16 protein-coding genes and 2 tRNA genes are annotated in these 18,518 nt (G+C 49.0%); 16 read left to right on the top strand and 2 right to left on the bottom strand.

Annotation, left to right across the window (positions count from 1 at the left end):
• Positions 1–424 precede the first annotated feature (424 nt).
• Both I6E38_RS11380 and I6E38_RS11375 read right to left on the bottom strand, forming a co-directional pair.
• Entirely contained in the window at positions 425–1,546 is a 1,122-nt protein-coding gene (locus I6E38_RS11380; protein ID WP_235394103.1) for a hypothetical protein, read from the bottom strand.
• A gap of 337 nt (positions 1,547–1,883) precedes the next feature.
• Positions 1,884–3,098 carry a tyrosine-type recombinase/integrase gene (locus tag I6E38_RS11375; protein ID WP_235394102.1) on the bottom strand — a complete coding sequence of 405 codons (1,215 nt, stop codon included), beginning with the start codon at positions 3,096–3,098 and terminating at the stop codon, positions 1,884–1,886.
• 155 nt (positions 3,099–3,253) lie between these two features.
• Here I6E38_RS11375 and ftcD point away from each other — a divergent pair, with 155 nt between their 5' ends.
• From ftcD to I6E38_RS11295, 16 genes are all read left to right on the top strand, one after another.
• Positions 3,254–4,972 carry a glutamate formimidoyltransferase gene (gene ftcD / locus I6E38_RS11370; protein WP_235394101.1) on the top strand — a complete coding sequence of 573 codons (1,719 nt, stop codon included), beginning with the start codon at positions 3,254–3,256 and terminating at the stop codon, positions 4,970–4,972.
• 210 nt (positions 4,973–5,182) lie between these two features.
• Positions 5,183–7,195: a urocanate hydratase gene (locus I6E38_RS11365; protein ID WP_235394100.1), complete on the top strand. Its 2,013-nt coding sequence runs from the start codon at positions 5,183–5,185 to the stop codon at positions 7,193–7,195.
• Between the two features lie 45 nt (positions 7,196–7,240).
• Positions 7,241–8,728, top strand: a complete 1,488-nt coding sequence (gene hutH, locus I6E38_RS11360) for a histidine ammonia-lyase (protein ID WP_235394099.1) — start codon at positions 7,241–7,243, stop codon at positions 8,726–8,728.
• Entirely contained in the window at positions 8,725–9,960 is a 1,236-nt protein-coding gene (gene hutI / locus I6E38_RS11355) for an imidazolonepropionase (protein ID WP_235394098.1), read from the top strand. Before hutH ends, hutI begins: the two co-directional genes overlap by 4 nt.
• Before the next feature lie 75 nt (positions 9,961–10,035).
• Positions 10,036–10,542 (top strand): DMP19 family protein, encoded by a 507-nt coding sequence (locus I6E38_RS11350; protein WP_235394097.1) that lies wholly within the window; start codon positions 10,036–10,038, stop codon positions 10,540–10,542.
• Between the two features lie 34 nt (positions 10,543–10,576).
• Complete coding sequence (gene smpB / locus I6E38_RS11345; RefSeq protein ID WP_235394096.1) at positions 10,577–11,056, top strand: SsrA-binding protein SmpB; 480 nt, start codon at positions 10,577–10,579, stop codon at positions 11,054–11,056.
• Between the two features lie 27 nt (positions 11,057–11,083).
• The gene (gene metH, locus I6E38_RS11340; RefSeq protein ID WP_235394095.1) at positions 11,084–13,849 is read left to right on the top strand and encodes a methionine synthase; all 2,766 of its coding nucleotides are present in this window, start codon (positions 11,084–11,086) and stop codon (positions 13,847–13,849) included.
• A 15-nt stretch (positions 13,850–13,864) separates the two neighbouring features.
• Positions 13,865–14,728 (top strand): type I methionyl aminopeptidase, encoded by an 864-nt coding sequence (map, locus tag I6E38_RS11335; RefSeq protein ID WP_235394094.1) that lies wholly within the window; start codon positions 13,865–13,867, stop codon positions 14,726–14,728.
• 12 nt (positions 14,729–14,740) lie between these two features.
• Positions 14,741–15,754 carry a tRNA (adenosine(37)-N6)-threonylcarbamoyltransferase complex transferase subunit TsaD gene (gene tsaD / locus I6E38_RS11330; RefSeq protein WP_235394093.1) on the top strand — a complete coding sequence of 338 codons (1,014 nt, stop codon included), beginning with the start codon at positions 14,741–14,743 and terminating at the stop codon, positions 15,752–15,754.
• 53 nt (positions 15,755–15,807) lie between these two features.
• On the top strand, positions 15,808–16,347 hold the full coding sequence (locus tag I6E38_RS11325) for a CinA family protein (RefSeq protein ID WP_235394092.1): 540 nt from the start codon (positions 15,808–15,810) through the stop codon (positions 16,345–16,347).
• A gap of 165 nt (positions 16,348–16,512) precedes the next feature.
• Positions 16,513–16,776, top strand: a complete 264-nt coding sequence (gene rpmB / locus I6E38_RS11320; RefSeq protein WP_235394091.1) for a 50S ribosomal protein L28 — start codon at positions 16,513–16,515, stop codon at positions 16,774–16,776.
• Between the two features lie 4 nt (positions 16,777–16,780).
• On the top strand, positions 16,781–16,972 hold the full coding sequence (gene rpmG / locus I6E38_RS11315; protein ID WP_094879561.1) for a 50S ribosomal protein L33: 192 nt from the start codon (positions 16,781–16,783) through the stop codon (positions 16,970–16,972).
• A gap of 13 nt (positions 16,973–16,985) precedes the next feature.
• Positions 16,986–17,144, top strand: a complete 159-nt coding sequence (locus I6E38_RS11310; protein WP_235394090.1) for a DUF4295 domain-containing protein — start codon at positions 16,986–16,988, stop codon at positions 17,142–17,144.
• 573 nt (positions 17,145–17,717) lie between these two features.
• Positions 17,718–18,170, top strand: a complete 453-nt coding sequence (locus I6E38_RS11305) for a lytic transglycosylase domain-containing protein (protein ID WP_235394089.1) — start codon at positions 17,718–17,720, stop codon at positions 18,168–18,170.
• A 170-nt stretch (positions 18,171–18,340) separates the two neighbouring features.
• Positions 18,341–18,413, top strand: a tRNA-Lys gene (locus tag I6E38_RS11300).
• Between the two features lie 33 nt (positions 18,414–18,446).
• Positions 18,447–18,518 (top strand) — tRNA-Lys (locus I6E38_RS11295).

Genomic DNA, 18,518 nt, shown 5'->3' with positions numbered 1-18,518 from the left:
TGCAACGACGCTATCGTAGCGTTCTGCGAGTTTATCGTCTGACGAAGCGTGTCTATCGTAAGCTTAAGACTACTTATCGTAAGCTTAAGACTACCTATCATAGCCTTAAGCTCCGTTATTGTATTTATAAAGTCTTGCCTTTCCATTTCAGAATCATTTCGGTTATGATACCACATTAAATTCACAGAACCAATTGAGTGCTTACGTTAAATTTCCCCTTTACTATTGACATCGCTTGCGCAAGATTATACCTTTGCAACTGTTTAATGTTGAGTTGTGCGCGATGCGCAATTTTGAGTGTTGAATTAGGCGCTGTGCGCATTAGGATTTGTTCAATGTTGAATTGAGAATACCTAAATCAAAATTCAAAATTGAATAATTCACAATCGGCTTTGCCGACAATTCAAAATTCAAAACTCAAAATTCAAAACTCAAACAGGTATCCGTAGTTGGTTTGCAATGCCTCAAATTCTGCTTCGCAGCGATCGTGCAGTTCTTTGTCGCTGTTCTTGAATTTCGTTATGACATTTTGCATCTCTTCCATTACGGTTCTGCCTGCTTCAAAGATGGGGCTCAGCTCGTTGCTGAAAGAGTCGATGAAGGGTGCATAGTAGTAGCCTATTTCTTCTATCATGAAGTAGAAGGTGGCGAAGGCATCTTTCAAATCCAGTTTCTTGTCTCTTACATCGGCAAGTGTCTGAAGTCGGAGTATTTCGATGTTTTCTACCTGAGCAGCCACTTCTTGGGCGGTCTTCACACGGTGGAAGTAACGGTCGATAAAGGCGTTGCGCTCTTGTAGGTTGCGCTTATGGAACAGCTTGCGCTCTTTTTTGTCTGCCTCGTTCTTGTTCACTTCCTCAAAACGTTCGGCATGTATGCCAGACAAGGCTACTGCCATTCCACCTACATCCATGACGAGCTTGCGGTCGCGGGCTATGCGGATTACATAACCTTCGAGTCCGGCATATTTACCAGTCACGATACGGAGCTTGGTACGGTTCTTGGAATAATAAACAAAAGGACGAAGAAGGAAGCGGAGGCGTTCTGGTTCGGTTTCTGCCACACGCATAAATGGTTCCATCTGGATGCAGGGGATGGTAGCAACCTTCCAGGTACTGCAATTCTTACAGAGTCTGTATGGCTTTACGTTTTGGTCTAAGTAGTCTTGTAGTTTTTCCGGATCACCTTGCAAGAATATCAGTCCACTTACAGAGGGAGTTTCCACTTCGCACATTCCGCCTCTGTTTCTGTGACGGGGAACGTATTTTATTGTCTTATGAACAAAATGGGTTACTCCATCTTTCTTTAGCTGTTCTTCTATCGACTTTACTTTCTGGTTGTGTACAAAAAGATAACTCCATGAAGTGCAGTCATCTTTCTTTGTCTCAGTTTCTCCGTTCGCTTGAGGGTGCTTCTTTATCGCTGAACCAGTCTGTTCGTCTGGCTCAGAAACGTGTGTGCCCTTTGGAAATTCATTGCTTTCAGATGTCTGAAAACACTTTGTTTCGTCGGCTGTAGACAGAGAAACCGTGCAATCCTGCTTCATAATCTCTCAGCTACTTTATGTAACTGTTGGCTGCTGTCACCAGATATGACGATGCCAATTTTACAATTATATTGCGCAAATCCATACTATCTGTGGATGTATTAGTCAAGTAAAGTACCTACTGTTTTCACATGGTAAAACATGCACAAATAGAATGGATGCTGTAAACAAAGGCTTTTAGAGCCTTGAAAAGTAGAATTTGTAAAACATTTTAGTGGTAATTCGTTGTTTTGCTAAACTTTTTTAAGTTAAAACGATAAGATATAAAGGAAAAGTAGTACTTTTGCAGAATAAATACTGTTTTACCATGTGAAAACAGTCACTCCTTTCTTAGCCGTCAACCTCCAATCCTTTTTATTATCCTCTTGTTAGCCTCGTTGATTCTTGATATATCGATGGAGTTCAGATACACTTGTGTGGTCTTTATTGAATTATGTCCCATTCCCTCGCTGATAATAGAGATGGGTATGTTCATGTCTCTGGCTACGCTTGCCCATGTGTGGCGTGCGACATAGGTGGTGAGTGGCATTTTCAACTCCGCCATTTCTCCAATCTTTTTCAATGCACGGTTTATGTTTGTCTGCATGCGTTGGTATTGCAGATATTCAGTGCCGTCCTCCTTATTTATAATAGGAAACAGATACGGACCATTTTCCGTTTGATGGGCATAGCGGTCCAGTATTTTTTGTTGTGCCTTTTCCCATTCCACCATCAGGCATTGGTTTGTCTTCCGGCGGCAATAGGTCCACATGCCGTTCTTAAGGTCGGTCTTTCGCAGATAAGCAATATCCACGAATGGCATTCCACGCATATAGAAGCTGAACATGAAGATGTCACGTGCGAGAGCCATGGTCGAATGTTCGGGCAGTTCAAGGTTAGCTATCACTTTCAGTTCCTTCTCGCTGATAGCCCGTTTTGTTGTCTTGACGTACGACAGACGCACATGGCTGAACAGATTCCGGTTGCTCAACAGTCCTTCTGCCACTGCCTTGCACAACAGGGTGTTGAGCGTGCGCAGATAGCAGCGGATGCTGTTCTGCTTCAATCGCCTGTCTATGAGCCATGCCTCGTAACTCGCTATCATATCGGGTGTGAGTTCATCGAAAGTCAAATCAACATCCTCACGAAATGCCTTGAAACGTCGATAGGCGTTGCCGTATGTACGGGCAGTGCCCAGTCGCTTCATCTGCTCTTTCTTGGTTGCTTGCTCATGCAAGAACACAAACACAGTCTTATAGGTCTGTTCCTTGCAGAAGGCTTGGCATAGCTCTTCTACAGTATAGTCATTGTGGCAGCGTTCTGTCCGGTCAAGGATAGTGTGCCACTGCTTAAATGCCCAGTCGATTTTACATTGCATCAGTGCCAATGCCCCCTTACGTTCGCTCCCTGCTGTCACCACGATAGTCTCTGCCTTCTCGTCCCACTCGTCGGCATAAATATGGTGCTCGGTACTGATACATTTCACCTTGCGTTTGTGTATCACCTGATAGTATAATGTACCCTCTGCTTCCGGTACTGACGATGGACGAAATTTGAGTTTTATTGTTGCCATAAATCGTTTTTTGAATTAGTTATTACTATATAAATTAGAACATAAGTTTATTGCTATTTTCTTGCATTAAATATTCTTTTTTACTAAATTTGCAACGTATCATTGATACTTCTGCTATTTGATTTTTTTATACTACTAACATAATACCTTACACTATGGCAAAAATGAAGCAGATTGTAGAGTGTGTGCCTAATTTCAGCGAAGGTCGCGACATGGGCGTAATCCGTCAGATAACAGACGCGGTAGAGAGCGTTAAGGGTGTGAAGTTGCTTGATGTCGACCCCGGCGAGGCAACCAACCGTACTGTCGTAACCTTCGTGGGCGAGCCAGCTGATGTGGTGGAGGCTGCCTTCAGAGCTGTGGGCAAGGCCGCACAACTTATTGATATGCGCCAGCAGCACGGCGCTCATCCGCGTATAGGCGCTACCGATGTGCTGCCCATTGTACCTGTGAGCGGAATTACGCTTGAGGAGTGTGCCGAGATTTCGCGCCAGCTCGCCAAGCGCATTGCCGACGAACTCAATATTCCCTGCTATTGCTACGAGGCTGCGGCATTCACCCCCGAACGCAGAAACCTTGCCGTGTGTCGCAAGGGCGAATATGAGGGCATTGCCGAGCGTATCGACGATGATGCTGAGGCGCCCGACTTCGGCCGTCGCCCGTACGACGAGCAAGTGGCACGAACGGGTTGCACTGTGGTTGGAGCACGCGACTTCCTCATTGCGGTGAACTTCAATCTGAACACAACTTCGACACGCCGCGCCAACGCCATCGCGTTTGACGTGAGAGAGAAGGGACGCCCCATGCGTGAGGGCAACCCTATCATCGGAAAGAAACTGCTGTACGCCGATGGCACTCCAATCATGAAGCCCGGTACGCTGAAGTGTACCAAGGCTATAGGATGGTATATCGACGAGTATGGCATCGCCCAGGTGTCGATGAACATCACCAACATCAATGTTACGCCGCTGCACAAGGCTTTTGACGAGGTGTGCCGCTGCGCACAGAACCGTGGCGTGCGCGTTACGGGTACGGAGATTGTAGGACTGGTGCCGGAGCGCACCCTGCTGGAGGCAGGACGCTACTTCCTTGCCAAGCAGCAGCGCTCGGCTGGCATACCGAAGAAGGATATTCTGAATATTGCTATCAAGTCGCTCGGACTGTCTGACCTCAAGGAGTTCAAGCCCGAGGAGAAGATAATAGAATATGTGATGGCTGAGGGCGATGAGAAGCAGCGCCTGCTGGTAGACCTGACGGTGAAGGGATTTGCCGAGGAAACGTCGCGCGAGAGTCCGGCTCCTGGCGGAGGTTCGGTGTCGGCTTATATGGGAGCGCTTGGCGCATCATTGGCAACGATGGTGGCAAATCTGTCGAGCCACAAGCCGGGATGGGACGAGCGGTGGAGCGAGTTTGCCAATGTGGCAGAGGAAGGCATGGCTCTGCAGGAGCGTCTGCTGCACCTCGTCGACGAGGACACCGAGGCATTCAACCGCATCATGGCTGCTTTCGGAATGCCTAAGAACACGCCCGAGGAGAAGGCGGCACGCACGGAGGCAATACAGACGGCTACGCTGTTTGCTACAGAGGTGCCGCTGGAGACAATGAAGGCTTCGTACGAGGTGTTTGCCGTATGTCGCAAGATGGTGGAGAAGGGCAACCCCAACAGCGTGTCGGATGCCGGAGTGGGAGCTTTGGCTGCACGTGCCGCCGTGCTGGGTGCCGGTATGAACGTGAAGATTAACGCCGGGTCGCTGAAGAACCGCACGAAGGCTGAAGCACTCATAGGCGAGGCCAACGAGCTGATAGCTAAGGCGAATAAGGAGGAAGAGGAAATAACTAAAATGGTAGATGGAGTTTTGAATGTTGAATGTTGAATGTTGAATTATCGGCAAAGCCGATTTTGAATTATTCAATTTTGAGTTGAGAATTCCTAAATAAAAGAAATCAAAATTCAAAATTGAACAATTCCTAATGCGCAATGCGCACAATTCAAAACTCAAAACTCAAAATTCAAAATTGAACAATTCCTAATACGCAATGCGCACAATTCAAAACTCAAAATTCAAAATTCAAAACTAAAGATTATGACATTCTCTGACGAAATAAGACTGGGCATTCCTGACTACTTACCTGAGCAGAAGCCCTACGACAACAATATAAATCATGCGCCTAAGCGCAAGGAGATACTGACACATGAGGAGCGACAGCTTGCTCTGCGCAACGCTCTGCGCTATTTTCCAAAGCATCTGCATGCGGAATTGGCACCCGAGTTTATCGACGAGCTTGACCACTACGGTCGCATATACATGTATCGCTACCGTCCGAGTTATGAGATGTACGCCCGACCCATCGACGAGTATCCGCACCATTCGGGGCAGGCGGCTGCTATAATGCTGATGATTCAGAACAACCTCGACCCTGAGGTGGCGCAGCATCCGCACGAACTGATAGTGTACGGCGGCAACGGAGCCATATTCCAGAACTGGGCACAGTACAGGCTCACAATGAAGTATCTGAGCGAGATGACCGACGAGCAGACGCTTGTGATGTATTCGGGCCATCCGCTCGGCCTGTTCCCGTCGCACAGGAACGCTCCGCGTGTGGTGGTGACCAACGGAATGGTGATACCAAACTACTCTAAGCCCGACGACTGGGAACGCATGAACGCTCTGGGCGTGAGCCAGTATGGACAGATGACGGCTGGCTCATACATGTACATCGGTCCGCAGGGCATCGTGCACGGCACTACCATAACCGTGCTGAACGCCTGTCGCAAACAGCTCAGTGCCAAGGACAAGGCACACGACATCAGCGGAATGCTGTTTGTGTCGTCAGGATTGGGCGGAATGTCGGGCGCACAGCCCAAGGCAGGCAACATAGCCGGTGTGGTGAGCGTGGTGGCTGAAATCAATCCTTTGGCAGCCAAGAAGCGCTACGACCAGGGATGGGTAGACGAGCTGCACGACAACCTCGACGAGCTGATTCCTGCCATACGAAAGAGCGTGGACGAGAAGCGCACCGTGTCGATGGCATATGTGGGCAACGTGGTGGATCTGTGGGAACGACTCGCCGACGAGGAAGTGCACGTGGACATAGGCAGCGACCAGACCTCGCTACACAATCCTTGGGCGGGTGGCTACTATCCTGCCGACCTGACGCTGGAGGTGTCGAAGCAGATGATGGCTGAGAATCCCGATGAGTTCCGCAAACATGTACAGGCGTCGTTGCGCCGACAGGTGGCTGCCATCAACCGCCTTGCCGAGCGTGGAATGTACTTCTTCGACTATGGCAACGCCTTCCTGCTGCAATCGAAGCGTGCAGGAGCTGACATCTGCCGGGAGAATGGCAAGTTCCGCTATCCGTCGTACGTGCAGGACATTATGGGTCCGATGTTCTTCGACTACGGGTTCGGTCCGTTCAGATGGGTGTGCACATCGGGCTCACCTGCCGATCTCGCCAAGACCGACGAGATTGCGGCACGTGTGATGGAGGAAATAATGCAGAATGCGCCCGACGAGATTAAGGGACAGATGGCAGACAACATACATTGGATTTGTGAGGCAAGCCGCAACAACCTCGTCGTAGGTTCGCAGGCACGCATCCTGTATGCCGACGCTGAGGGCCGTTCGAAGATAGCACAGGCTTTCAACGAGGCAATAAAGAGAGGCGAGATAACACGCCCTGTGGTGCTGGGACGCGACCATCACGACGTGTCGGGCACCGACTCGCCATTCCGCGAGACGAGCAACATATACGACGGTTCGCAGTTCTGTGCCGACATGGCTGTGCAGAACGTCATAGGCGACTCGTTCCGCGGAGCTACATGGGTGTCGCTGCACAACGGTGGCGGCGTAGGCTGGGGCGAAGTGATAAACGGAGGTTTCGGCATGGTGATTGACGGCAGCGAGGAGAGCGACCGCCACATACGCGAAATGCTCTTCTGGGACGTGAACAACGGAATCGCACGCCGAGCATGGGCACGCAACGAAGGCTCAATACACAGCATTGAGCGCGAGATGCTGCGCTCGCACGGGTTGCAGGTGACTATGCCGAATATCGTTGACGACGAAATCATCAGCAAATACGCCAACCCTTAAACATAAATCAACCTATCAACACTACAATCTATCAACTGAAGCAATATGAAGATACACAAGATTTCAGCCGAGCACCTTTCGATTGAACGCATAGGTGAAATAGTATATGGCGGCTACCAGATACAGTTGAGCTACGACGCACAGAAGCGCATAGTGGAGTGCAGAAAATATCTCGACCGGAAGATAGAAGAGACCACTTCGCCCATCTATGGCGTGACTACCGGATTTGGATCGCTATGCAACGTGAGCATCGGACCCGACTATCTGGCACAGTTGCAGATAAACCTTATGATGTCGCACGCATGCGGTACGGGCGACCGTGTGCCCAACGACATCGTGAAGATAATGCTGCTGCTCAAGATTCAGTCGCTGAGCTACGGATTCTCGGGTTGTCAGCTCGCTACCGTCAACCGACTCATCGACTTCTTCAATAATGATGTCTATCCGGTGGTGTACATGCAAGGTTCGCTCGGAGCTTCGGGCGACTTGGTGCCGCTGGCTCATCTCACGCTGCCGCTCGTAGGACTGGGCGAGGTGGAGTATCAGGGCGAGGTAATTACTGGAGCCGAGTTGTTGCAGAAGTTGGAGTGGCAGCCAATACAGCTTGACTCGAAAGAGGGACTGGCGCTGCTCAACGGTACGCAGAACATGGGTGCTTTCGCAGTGTGGGCGTTGCTGCAGTCGTACAGGCTGAGCGAATGGGCAGACAGGATTGCTGCAATGTCGCTCGATGCTTACTACGGACTTACAGCCCCCTTCACCGACGCTGTTCATCAGGTGCGCCCGCATAAGGGGCAGATTGCCACGGCTGCACGTATGCGCCAATTGCTTGAGGGCAGCGAGATTGTGGAGAAGCCGAAGCAGTATGTGCAGGATCCGTACTCGTTCAGATGTATTCCGCAGGTGCATGGCACAGTGAAGGACACTATCGATTATGTGACATCGGCGGTTGACGTTGAGGTGAACTCGGCTACGGACAATCCGACTGTGTGTCCTGACGACGACATTATTATTTCGGCTGGCAACTTCCACGGCGAGCCGATAGCAATGCCTATGGACTTTCTGGCAATAGCCTTGTGCGAATTGGCCAATATCTCGGAACGCCGCATATACAAGCTTGTGAGCGGTACGCGCGGACTGCCCAGTTTCCTTGTGGCAAATCCGGGTGTGAACAGCGGATTCATGATAACGCAATACACGGCTGCCTCGGTAGTGAGCTTGAACAAGACGCTGTCGACTCCTTCGTCGGTAGACAGCATCCCGTCGAGCCAAGGACAGGAGGACCACGTGAGTATGGGCGCCAATGCTGCCATTAAGCTCTACAAGGTAGTGCTCAATACGGAGCGTGTGCTTGCCATTGAGCTGTTCAACGCTGCCCAGGCACTCGACTTCCGCCGTCCGCTGAAGTCGTCGCCTGCAGTGGAGGCGCTGCATGATAGCTACCGAAAGGTGGTGCCATTCATCGTAGACGACGAAGTGATGTATCCGCATATTGCGAAGTCGGTGGAGTTTTTGAGGGGAGAAAAGTTATGAAACAACTTGTTAAAAATATTCGCTGTCTCGCTGGCGTAGAATACGAGTCTAAGCTACGCCTGCAAGGCAAGGAGATGGCAGAGCTCAACACCATCGACAATGCGTGGCTCCTGGTGGAGGACGGACGTTTTGCTGAATTTGGCAGCGTGGCAGACGGGATTCCGGCATTTGCCGACATTGACGAGACCATTGACGCAGAGGGCGGAATGGTGCTGCCGTCGTGGTGCGACTCCCACACGCATATTGTATTCGCCGGAAGCCGTGAACGCGAGTTTGTGGACAAAATCAACGGACTGAGTTATGAGGAGATAGCCCGTCGTGGCGGAGGAATTCTCAACTCTGCCGACCTTCTGCATAATACTTCGGAAGATGAACTCTACCGTCAGGCGATGCGCCGACTGGATGAGGTGATACGGAAGGGAACGGGTTGCATAGAGATAAAGAGCGGCTACGGACTCAATATGGAAGACGAACTGAAGATGCTGCGAGTGATAAGACGCATGAAGGAAACCTCGGATGCACGGATTGTGTCCACTTTCCTTGGAGCTCATGCCGTGGCACGTGGAATGACACAGGCCGACTATGTAAGGCTTATCATCGACGAGATGATTCCAGAGGTGGGACGCCAGCGTCTTGCCGACTTCGTTGACGTGTTCTGCGACCGCGGATTCTTCACGCCAGAAGAGACGGCTCGTATTCTTGACGCTGCCGCCGCATGGGGAATGCGACCGAAGATTCATGCCGACGAACTTGCATCGTCGGGTGGAGTAGAGGTGGGCGTAAAGCACGGAGCCTTGTCTGTAGACCATCTGGAGAGCATGACCGTGGAGGAAATAGAAATATTGCGCCACAGCGACACGATGCCAACTGTGCTGCCCGGCACATCGTTCTTCCTGAATATGCCTTATGGCAAAGCACGCAGGATGATTGATGCGGGACTGGGAGTTGCTGTGGCAAGCGACTACAATCCGGGTTCGACACCTTCGGGCGACATGAAGTTTGTGGTTTCGCTGGCTTGCATAAAGCTGCGTCTGCAGCCAAGCGAGGCATTGAATGCCGCAACAATAAACGGAGCCTATGCTATGGGAGAGAGTGCCGAATACGGAAGCATAGCCAAAGGCAAGGTGGCAAATTTCTTCATCACCCATCCGCTGCCATCGGTAGACTTCATTCCCTATGCCTACACTACGCCGATAGTGAAAAAAGTGGTGTTGCGAGGCAAAATGCAGTAAATCATAAGGAAATGAAGATTAAAAATAAATGTATTTATTTTGTATTGTCTTCGATTTCCACTAACTTTGCACGCTATGATACAGGTAAAAGTGAAAGACGCTGCCCTTCGTGAGGCGGCTATGCAAGATATGGATGCTTTCCTCAGGGGGGTTATCGACGCCATTAAGGAGGCCATTGGCGGCGAGCTTGATGCTGAGAATATGCAGCAGTTGAGCGTGTCGCAGATTACATTGCTTGCCTACGACATCCTGCACGAGGAGGTGATGGACGGCGGCTTTGTACAGCTCATTTACAACGGCTATGGCGGTTTCATCTTTGACAACCCATTTGCCAAGGTGTTGCGCGACTGGGGGCTGCGCGACCTTGCCAAGATGCTCTTTTCGGTGCGCAAACTGTACAAAGATTATGGACCGAAGATACAGCGCGACTGCTCGGACGAGGAGTTTATGGCAATGTTTGAGCAATTCTCCGAGTTTGATGACTACGACGACGAGTTTGTGGAAAATGAGGAGGCGTGGACAGCAAGTGTGGCTCACTATGTAGACGAGCATATAGAGGAATTTGTAGTGGTGGAGGAATAAGCTATAACTCCCCACGACTTCAATAGTAAAGACAATGAATAAGGAACAGGAACTGAAGAGAAAGAAAAGTCCGGTGAGCATAAAGAACAAGAAAGCCTCGTTTGAGTACTTTTTTGTGGAGACGTATACGGCAGGCATAGTGCTTACCGGCACCGAGATAAAGTCGATAAGACTCGGAAAGGCGAGTCTTGTCGACACTTTCTGCTATATAAACAACCATGAGGTGTGGGTGAAGGGAATGAACATCTCGCCCTACTTCTACGGCTCGTTCAGCAACCATGAAGCACGACGCGACCGCAAGTTGCTGCTCAACAAGCGCGAAATATACAAACTTGAGGACGCCACAAAGCAGCCCGGTTACACCATTGTGCCTACTCTCGTATTCATCGACGAGCACGGACGTGCAAAGGTGGACATAGCACTCTGCCGAGGCAAGAAGGAATACGACAAGCGACAGACGCTGAAGGAGAAGGAAGACAGAAGAGAAATGGACAGGGCGATGAAGCATTATTAAAAATGAGGTGCGGCTAAATATTATTAAATGAAGAAGACTTTAAGGGAAGTCGCTAAAGACAGGATAATAATACTCGACGGTGCGATGGGTACCATGATTCAGCAGTACGGACTTGAGGAGGAAGACTTCCGAGGATACCGCTACCGCAAGACTCCGGGTATGATGAAGGGCAACAACGATATGCTCAATATCACACGCCCCGACGTGATAAGCGACATTCATAGAAAATATCTTGAGGCTGGTGCTGACATCATCACCACAAACACATTCAGCTCACAGCGCATCAGTCAGGCCGACTATCATCTGGAGGATTCTGCCAGGGCAATGGCACTGGAAGGAGCACGACTGGCACGCAAGGCTGCCGACGAATTCTCGACAGAGGACCGTCCACGCTTTGTGGCTGGCTCGGTTGGTCCTACCAACAAGACGTGCTCGATGAGTCCTGACGTGAGCAATCCTGCTGCACGCGACCTCGACTACATGACGCTCTATACTGATTATGTGGAGCAGATTGAGGCGCTGGAAGAGGGTGGGGCAGACGCAATGCTGATTGAGACGGTGTTTGACACGCTCAACGCCAAGGCTGCCATTGACGCAACAATGGAGGTGGGTCGCCGTACAGGCAAAGACCTGCCTATAATGCTGAGCATCACTGTGAGCGACCTTGCCGGACGTACTCTGAGCGGACAGACACTCGATGCTGTGCTGGCGAGTGTGAGCAGCTACCCGATTTTTTCAATCGGTCTCAACTGCTCGTTCGGTGCCGACCAGATGAAGCCTTTCTTGAAGCAGCTGGCTCATCGTGCACCTTATTACATAAGTGCTTATCCAAACGCCGGGCTGCCCAATAGTCTGGGCGCATACGACGAGACTCCGGAGTCGATGGCTCCACAGATACAGGAATTCATCGACGAAGGACTGGTGAACATCATAGGCGGATGTTGTGGCACTACGGAGAAATTCATTGCCAAGTATGTGCCAATAGCCGAAGGCAAGAAGCCGCACGTGCCGCAACCCAAGCCGCAGACTATGTGGCTGAGTGGACTTGAACTGCTCGACGTGACACCCGATGTGCGCTTTGTCAACGTGGGCGAGCGATGCAATGTGGCTGGTTCGCGCAAATTCCTGCGACTCATCAAGGAGAAAAGCTACGACGAGGCAGTGAGCATAGCACGCAAGCAGGTGGCAGACGGTGCACTGGTGATTGACGTGAACATGGACGACGGACTGCTCGACGCACGTGAGGAGATGCGCACGTTCCTGAATATCATTGCTTCGGAACCCGACATTGCCAAGGTGCCTGTGATGATCGACTCGTCGAAATGGGATGTGATAACTGCCGGACTGCAATGTGTGCAGGGTAAGTGTATCGTCAATTCAATCTCGCTGAAAGAGGGTGAGGAAGTGTTCTTGAGCCATGCTCGCGATGTGATGCGCTACGGTGCAGCCGTAGTGGTGATGTGCTTTGACGAGATAGGACAGGCCACTACCTACGAACGACGCATTGAAATAGCAGGACGTGCCTACAAGCTTCTTACCGAGAAAGTGGGCATGAATCCGCTCGACATAATATTCGACCCAAATGTGCTCGCCATTGCCACTGGTATGGAAGAGCATGACAATTACGCTGTTGACTTCATTAAGGCAGTCGACTGGATAAAGACAAATCTGCCAGGAGCGCACGTGAGCGGTGGCGTGAGCAACCTCTCATTCTCGTTCCGTGGCAACAATTATATTCGCGAGGCAATGCACTCGGTTTTTCTCTATCACGCCATTGGCAAGGGAATGGACTTCGGCATTGTCAACCCCGCAACTAAGGTGACCTACGACGATATCCCTGCCGACCAGTTGGAGATAATTGAGGACGTGGTGCTCAACCGAAAGAAGGACGCTTCAGAACGTCTTGTGGAGCTCGCCGATGAGATAAAACAAAAGCAGGAGGCTCTGAAGAACGGAACGGCGACAGGAACTGGCGCAACACAGGTTGCTGCCGAACCTGAATGGCGTAAAGCTGACGTTGCCACGCGTCTCGCTACAGCTCTGCAAAAGGGAATTGCCGACTACATGGAGGAAGACATCAAGGAAGCTCTTGCTGTCTATCCTAAGGCGGTGGACATAATCGAGGGTCCGCTGATGGACGGTATGAACAAGGTGGGCGAGTTGTTCGGTTGCGGCAAGATGTTCTTGCCTCAGGTGGTGAAGACTGCACGCACTATGAAGAAGGCTGTGGCTATACTGCAACCATATATCGAGGCAGACAAGAAGGAAGGTGGCTCGTCGTCGGGCAAGGTGCTTATGGCGACAGTTAAAGGCGACGTTCACGATATTGGCAAGAATATTGTTGATGTGGTGATGTCGTGCAACAACTACGAGGTGATTGACCTCGGAGTGATGGTGCCTGCCGAACAGATTCTAAAGAAGGCAATCGAAGAAAAGGTTGACATGGTAGGCTTGAGCGGTCTTATCACGCCGAGTCTTGAGGAAATGGTCAATGTGGCTACGGAGTTTGAGCACGCTGGTCTGCAAATCCCAATCATGGTGGGCGGCGCTACGACATCAGAGATGCACGTAGCATTGAAAATCGCGCCTATCTACAGTGGAATTGTGGTGTGGGTGAAGGATGCTGCGCAGAATCCGCTGATAGCACAACGACTGATGAATCCCGACGAGCGCAGGGCATTTGAGGCAGAGCTGAAAGAACGCTACGCCAAGCTGCGCGAGGAATATGCTGTTCATCAGCAGAAGCTCTCGTCGCTCGACGAAGCAAGAAAGAATAAGTTGGAATTGTTTTAAAATATCTATATTATTATGGTATTCAGAAAAAAGAGAGTATGGCACTGTCTTCCTGGTCAGGAGCCAACTGAACTTGACAAGAAAGTAATGTACTGGGAAAACAAGGGTAAGGAGGTGCCGTCGCGCGACCTTATCAAGACTCCCGAACAGATAGAAGGCATTCGCCGCAGTGGTGTGGTGAATACTGGTGTGCTCGACGAGGTAGCAAAGAATATTCGTGCCGGAATGAGCACTCTTGAAATCGACAAGATTTGCTATGACTACTGTACATCGCATGGCGCTATACCGGCTTGCCTCAATTATGAGGGCTTTCCGAAGAGCGTGTGCACAAGTATCAATGAGGTGGTGTGTCACGGTATTCCTAAGGAAGACGATATCCTGGAGGAGGGCGACATCGTGAATGTCGACTTCACTACAATCCTTGACGGCTATTATGCCGACGCTTCACGTATGTTTATAATCGGCAAGACAACTCCGGAGAAAGAGCAGCTGGTGCGTGTGGCAAAGGAATGTCTGGAGATTGGTATGGAGGCAGCCAAGCCGTACAGCTTTGTGGGTGACATAGGTCATGCAATTCAGAAGCACGCCGACAAGTATCACTACGGCATTGTACGCGACCTTTGCGGACACGGAGTGGGATTGCAATTCCACGAAAAGCCAGACGTGATGCACTACGGTCATAAGGGTACAGGCATGCTGCTCGTGCCAGGTATGGTGTTCACTATCGAACCAATGGTGAATATGGGTACATGGAAAGTGTTTATCGATGCCGATGACGAATACGGCTGGGAGGTGATCACTGGCGACGAAAAGCCGAGTGCACAGTGGGAGCACACATTCGTAATGACAGAGCACGGAGTGGAAATATTGACTTATTAACATTCAAAAAACATGTACATATTAGGTATTGAGAGCAGCTGCGACGATACGAGCGCTGCAGTGCTCCAGGATAATATATTGCTGAGCAATGTGACAGCCTCGCAGGACGTTCACTTTGAATACGGTGGCGTTGTGCCTGAACTTGCGTCACGTGCCCATCAGCAGAATATTGTACCCGTGGTAAGTGCAGCATTGAAGCGTGCTGGCATTACCAAGGAACAGTTGTCGGCAGTAGCCTTCACACGTGGTCCGGGTCTTATGGGCTCATTGCTTGTAGGCGTAAGCTTCACAAAGGGATTTGCTCGCAGTCTGGGTATTCCTATGATTGACGTGAACCACTTGCAGGGCCATGTAATGGCGCATTTCATCAAGGAGAAGCCGGAGGATACAACACCTCCGTTCCCGTTCCTCTGTCTGCTCGTATCTGGCGGTAACTCGCAGATTGTCAAGGTGAATGCCTACAACGACATGGAGGTGCTCGGACAGACTATTGACGATGCTGCTGGCGAGGCTATTGACAAATGTTCGAAGGTGATGGGGTTGGGCTATCCCGGTGGCCCTATAATCGACCGCTTGGCGCGTCAGGGTAATCCGCTTGCCTATAAGTTTGCTGAACCGCACATTCCAGGTCTGGACTATAGTTTCAGCGGACTGAAGACTTCGTTCCTGTATAGTCTGCGCAAGTGGATGCAGGATGACCCGGACTTTGTGGAGCATCACAAGAACGACCTTGCAGCGAGTCTTGAGCATACTATCGTTGACATATTGATGAAGAAACTGCGCCTTGCCGTTAAGCAGACAGGCATAAAGCATGTGGCTGTGGCAGGTGGTGTTTCAGCCAACAACGGATTGCGTAATGCATTCCACGATCATGCCAAGCGTTATGGCTGGACTATCTATATTCCGAAGTTCAGCTATACTACCGACAATGCTGCAATGATAGGCATAACGGGCTATTACAAGTTCCTTGACAAGGATTTCTGCTCGATAGACAAGCCTGCATTCAGTAAGGTAACGTTCAAGTAATGTCGAACAGGCATCTTGACAACTCACGAAACATTTATTAAAAAATAGAGAAAATGGAATTTGAAAAGAAAGTACTTAGCCGTGAAATTCAGCAGTATTTATATGAGTCGGGTCTTACTGTAGGTTCAGCAGAGAGCTGCACGGGAGGTCGTATAGCCGAGGCTATAATTGCCGTTCCTGGTGCCTCGACATATTTTAAGGGTGGCGTAATCTCTTACACCAACGAGGTGAAAGAAAACCTGCTTGGCGTTGACCATCAGCTCCTTGAAGAGAAGACTGCTGTATGTGAGGAAGTGGCAAAGGCAATGGTGCAGGGAGCTATAAAAACTCTTGGTGTTGACTTCGCAATTGCTACAACAGGCACTGCCGGTCCTGGTGGTGGAACAGCCGAAATCCCAGTCGGTACAATCTGGATTGCATGCGGTAATGCAGAGAATATCGAGACGATGAAACTTACAGAGGATTACGGTCGTGACATCAATCTCGCCATTGCTACAAGCAAGGCTCTTCAGATGTTTATCAACTTCCTTAAAGAGCATGCTCCCAAGACTGAAAGTGAGGGCAAGATTCCTGTAATTCCTGTTACAGAATAGCAACAGGACAGGGGCTGGCGGACGCTGGAATGCTGTTGAAAACAAAAAAAACATTAAATAAGTAATATTATTTATGAGATTGTTTTGTGTTCTCGAAAAAAGTAGCTAATTTTGCATCCTGTTTGGAATAGGTATCAAAAAACGAATACAAAAAAGCAGATAGAAATGTCGAAAATTTGTCAGATTACGGGAAAGAAAGCCCAGATAGGTAACAACGTATCACACTCAAAGCACCGCACAAAGCGTTCTTTCGATGTGAACTTGTTCAGCAAGAAGTTCTACTATGTAGAGGAAGGTTGCTGGATTAGCCTCAAAATTAGCGCAGCGGGTCTGCGTCTTATCAATAAAGTGGGCTTGGACGCTGCCCTCAAGCAGGCTGTGTCTAAGGGTTATGTAGACTGGAATGACATTAAAGTTATAGGAGAATAAGTAAATGGCATCAAAGAAAGCAAAGGGCAACAGAGTACAGGTAATTCTCGAGTGCACTGAGATGAAGAACAGCGGTCTGCCTGGAACAAGCCGTTACGTGACTACAAAGAATCGTAAGAACACTCCTGACCGTATGGAATTGATGAAGTATAACCCCATCCTTAAGAAGATGACTCTTCACAAGGAGATTAAGTAATAACATATAAGATATGGCAAAGAAAGCGGTCGCTACCCTCCGTGAAGGTACATCGGACGGTCGCGCATATACAAAGGTTATCAAGATGGTAAGAAGCGAGAAGACTGGCGCTTACATCTTTGACGAGCGTATGGTTCCTAACGAAGCTGTTAAGGACTTTTTCAAGAAGTAAAATTCTGAAATACAATATTGATAAGAGTGTTGAGCATTTTGTTCGACACTCTTTTTTTATGCCTTGGCGTCTGGTGTTTGACAAGTTTTGTGTTTGTTGCTTTGTCTGTTTTATGTAATGTCATGGCTTGAAGTTGATTTTGCAATATGTAGTTTGCAAATTGTTAGGTTAGGCTAAAGTGAAGGTTTTGTAATGTGTCTGAATGGCGTATTCGATTGATATACACCGTGTTATCTATGTCAAGAAAAAGCTAAAAAAGGTGAAGTTGTAGCACGTAAACTTGCACAACTCGCGATTTTTGTGTAATTTTGCAAGCGATAATTAAAAGGAAGTCGTGTCTCAATTAATGGGAAACGGTCTTCTGAAAGTATCTAACGGAATTTATATAGGTGTTGGATAACGACTTTTGTAGCACCTATAGTGGATGTGTCTTTCGGCATCAGTTATCAGGATAAGAATTCCTTGATTTATATTGTGAAGATGCTTTATACATACTATCGTCTGTTCTTGAGGTAGGAATAGGGGATAGGGGTATTTAAGAGAGCGTGTCCGGGTTCCACAAAGAAAAAACTAATGATTAAATTTATTAAGGAAATTGTTTTAACTTTATGTGTATTTGTAGTGAGCCCAGTTTTGGGTGCTAACAATGTGTCTTCTAATGAAGCTTCAAATTCTTCTGGCTTCGATTGGAATCCGGTAATTCAGGCTATAGTTCAGGTTGAAAGTGAGGGTAACACCAGAGCCGTGAGTGGAAACTCGTGCGGTGCAATGCAGATCACTCCAATATTGGTGAAGGAGTGTAATGATATTCTTAAGAAGCGTAAGAGCAAGAAGCGCTTCACCCTGCGTGACAGATTCAGTCTGGAGAAATCAAAGGAAATGTTCATCCTTATTCAGTCACACTTTAACCCATTAAATGATATTGAAATGGCAATCCGCTCATGGAACGGTGGTGCGCGTTATAATGTCAAGCGTACTCAAAGATACTTTGAGAAGGTAATGAAGTGCTTAAACGCACAAAAATAATTGATATAAAAATGCAAAGGTGCGCCGATTTCTTGTTGTATGTCAATTTTGATACTTTTAAAAGAAAAAAGTAATAAAAAACACCATAAAACATTTGGCGGTTTGGGAAATAAGTACTACCTTTGCACTCGCAATTCAGAAATGAGGTTGCTGACAATAAAATGAAAGTTGCACCCTTAGCTCAGTTGGTAGAGCAACTGACTCTTAATCAGTGGGTCTAGGGTTCGAATCCCTAAGGGTGTACATAGTTTTATTGGAAGCGCAAAAGAGTGAAATGCACCCTTAGCTCAGTTGGTAGAGCAACTGACTCTTAATCAGTGGGTCTAGGGTTCGAATCCCTAAGGGTGT

Origin of the sequence: Leyella stercorea (genome assembly GCF_021531355.1) — a bacterium.
GTDB lineage: Bacteria > Bacteroidota > Bacteroidia > Bacteroidales > Bacteroidaceae > Prevotella.
This window is presented reverse-complemented; position numbering and strand designations above follow the sequence as displayed.

Bases quoted from the DNA above. Each gene is read 5' to 3' on its own strand.
- I6E38_RS11380 (WP_235394103.1), bottom strand. From the start codon at position 1,546: ATGAAGCAGGATTGCACGGTTTCTCTGTCTACAGCCGACGAAACAAAG.
- I6E38_RS11375 (WP_235394102.1), bottom strand. From the start codon at position 3,098: ATGGCAACAATAAAACTCAAATTTCGTCCATCGTCAGTACCGGAAGCA.
- ftcD (WP_235394101.1), top strand. From the start codon at position 3,254: ATGGCAAAAATGAAGCAGATTGTAGAGTGTGTGCCTAATTTCAGCGAA.
- I6E38_RS11365 (WP_235394100.1), top strand. From the start codon at position 5,183: ATGACATTCTCTGACGAAATAAGACTGGGCATTCCTGACTACTTACCT.
- hutH (WP_235394099.1), top strand. From the start codon at position 7,241: ATGAAGATACACAAGATTTCAGCCGAGCACCTTTCGATTGAACGCATA.
- hutI (WP_235394098.1), top strand. From the start codon at position 8,725: ATGAAACAACTTGTTAAAAATATTCGCTGTCTCGCTGGCGTAGAATAC.
- I6E38_RS11350 (WP_235394097.1), top strand. From the start codon at position 10,036: ATGATACAGGTAAAAGTGAAAGACGCTGCCCTTCGTGAGGCGGCTATG.
- smpB (WP_235394096.1), top strand. From the start codon at position 10,577: ATGAATAAGGAACAGGAACTGAAGAGAAAGAAAAGTCCGGTGAGCATA.
- metH (WP_235394095.1), top strand. From the start codon at position 11,084: ATGAAGAAGACTTTAAGGGAAGTCGCTAAAGACAGGATAATAATACTC.
- map (WP_235394094.1), top strand. From the start codon at position 13,865: ATGGTATTCAGAAAAAAGAGAGTATGGCACTGTCTTCCTGGTCAGGAG.
- tsaD (WP_235394093.1), top strand. From the start codon at position 14,741: ATGTACATATTAGGTATTGAGAGCAGCTGCGACGATACGAGCGCTGCA.
- I6E38_RS11325 (WP_235394092.1), top strand. From the start codon at position 15,808: ATGGAATTTGAAAAGAAAGTACTTAGCCGTGAAATTCAGCAGTATTTA.
- rpmB (WP_235394091.1), top strand. From the start codon at position 16,513: ATGTCGAAAATTTGTCAGATTACGGGAAAGAAAGCCCAGATAGGTAAC.
- rpmG (WP_094879561.1), top strand. From the start codon at position 16,781: ATGGCATCAAAGAAAGCAAAGGGCAACAGAGTACAGGTAATTCTCGAG.
- I6E38_RS11310 (WP_235394090.1), top strand. From the start codon at position 16,986: ATGGCAAAGAAAGCGGTCGCTACCCTCCGTGAAGGTACATCGGACGGT.
- I6E38_RS11305 (WP_235394089.1), top strand. From the start codon at position 17,718: ATGATTAAATTTATTAAGGAAATTGTTTTAACTTTATGTGTATTTGTA.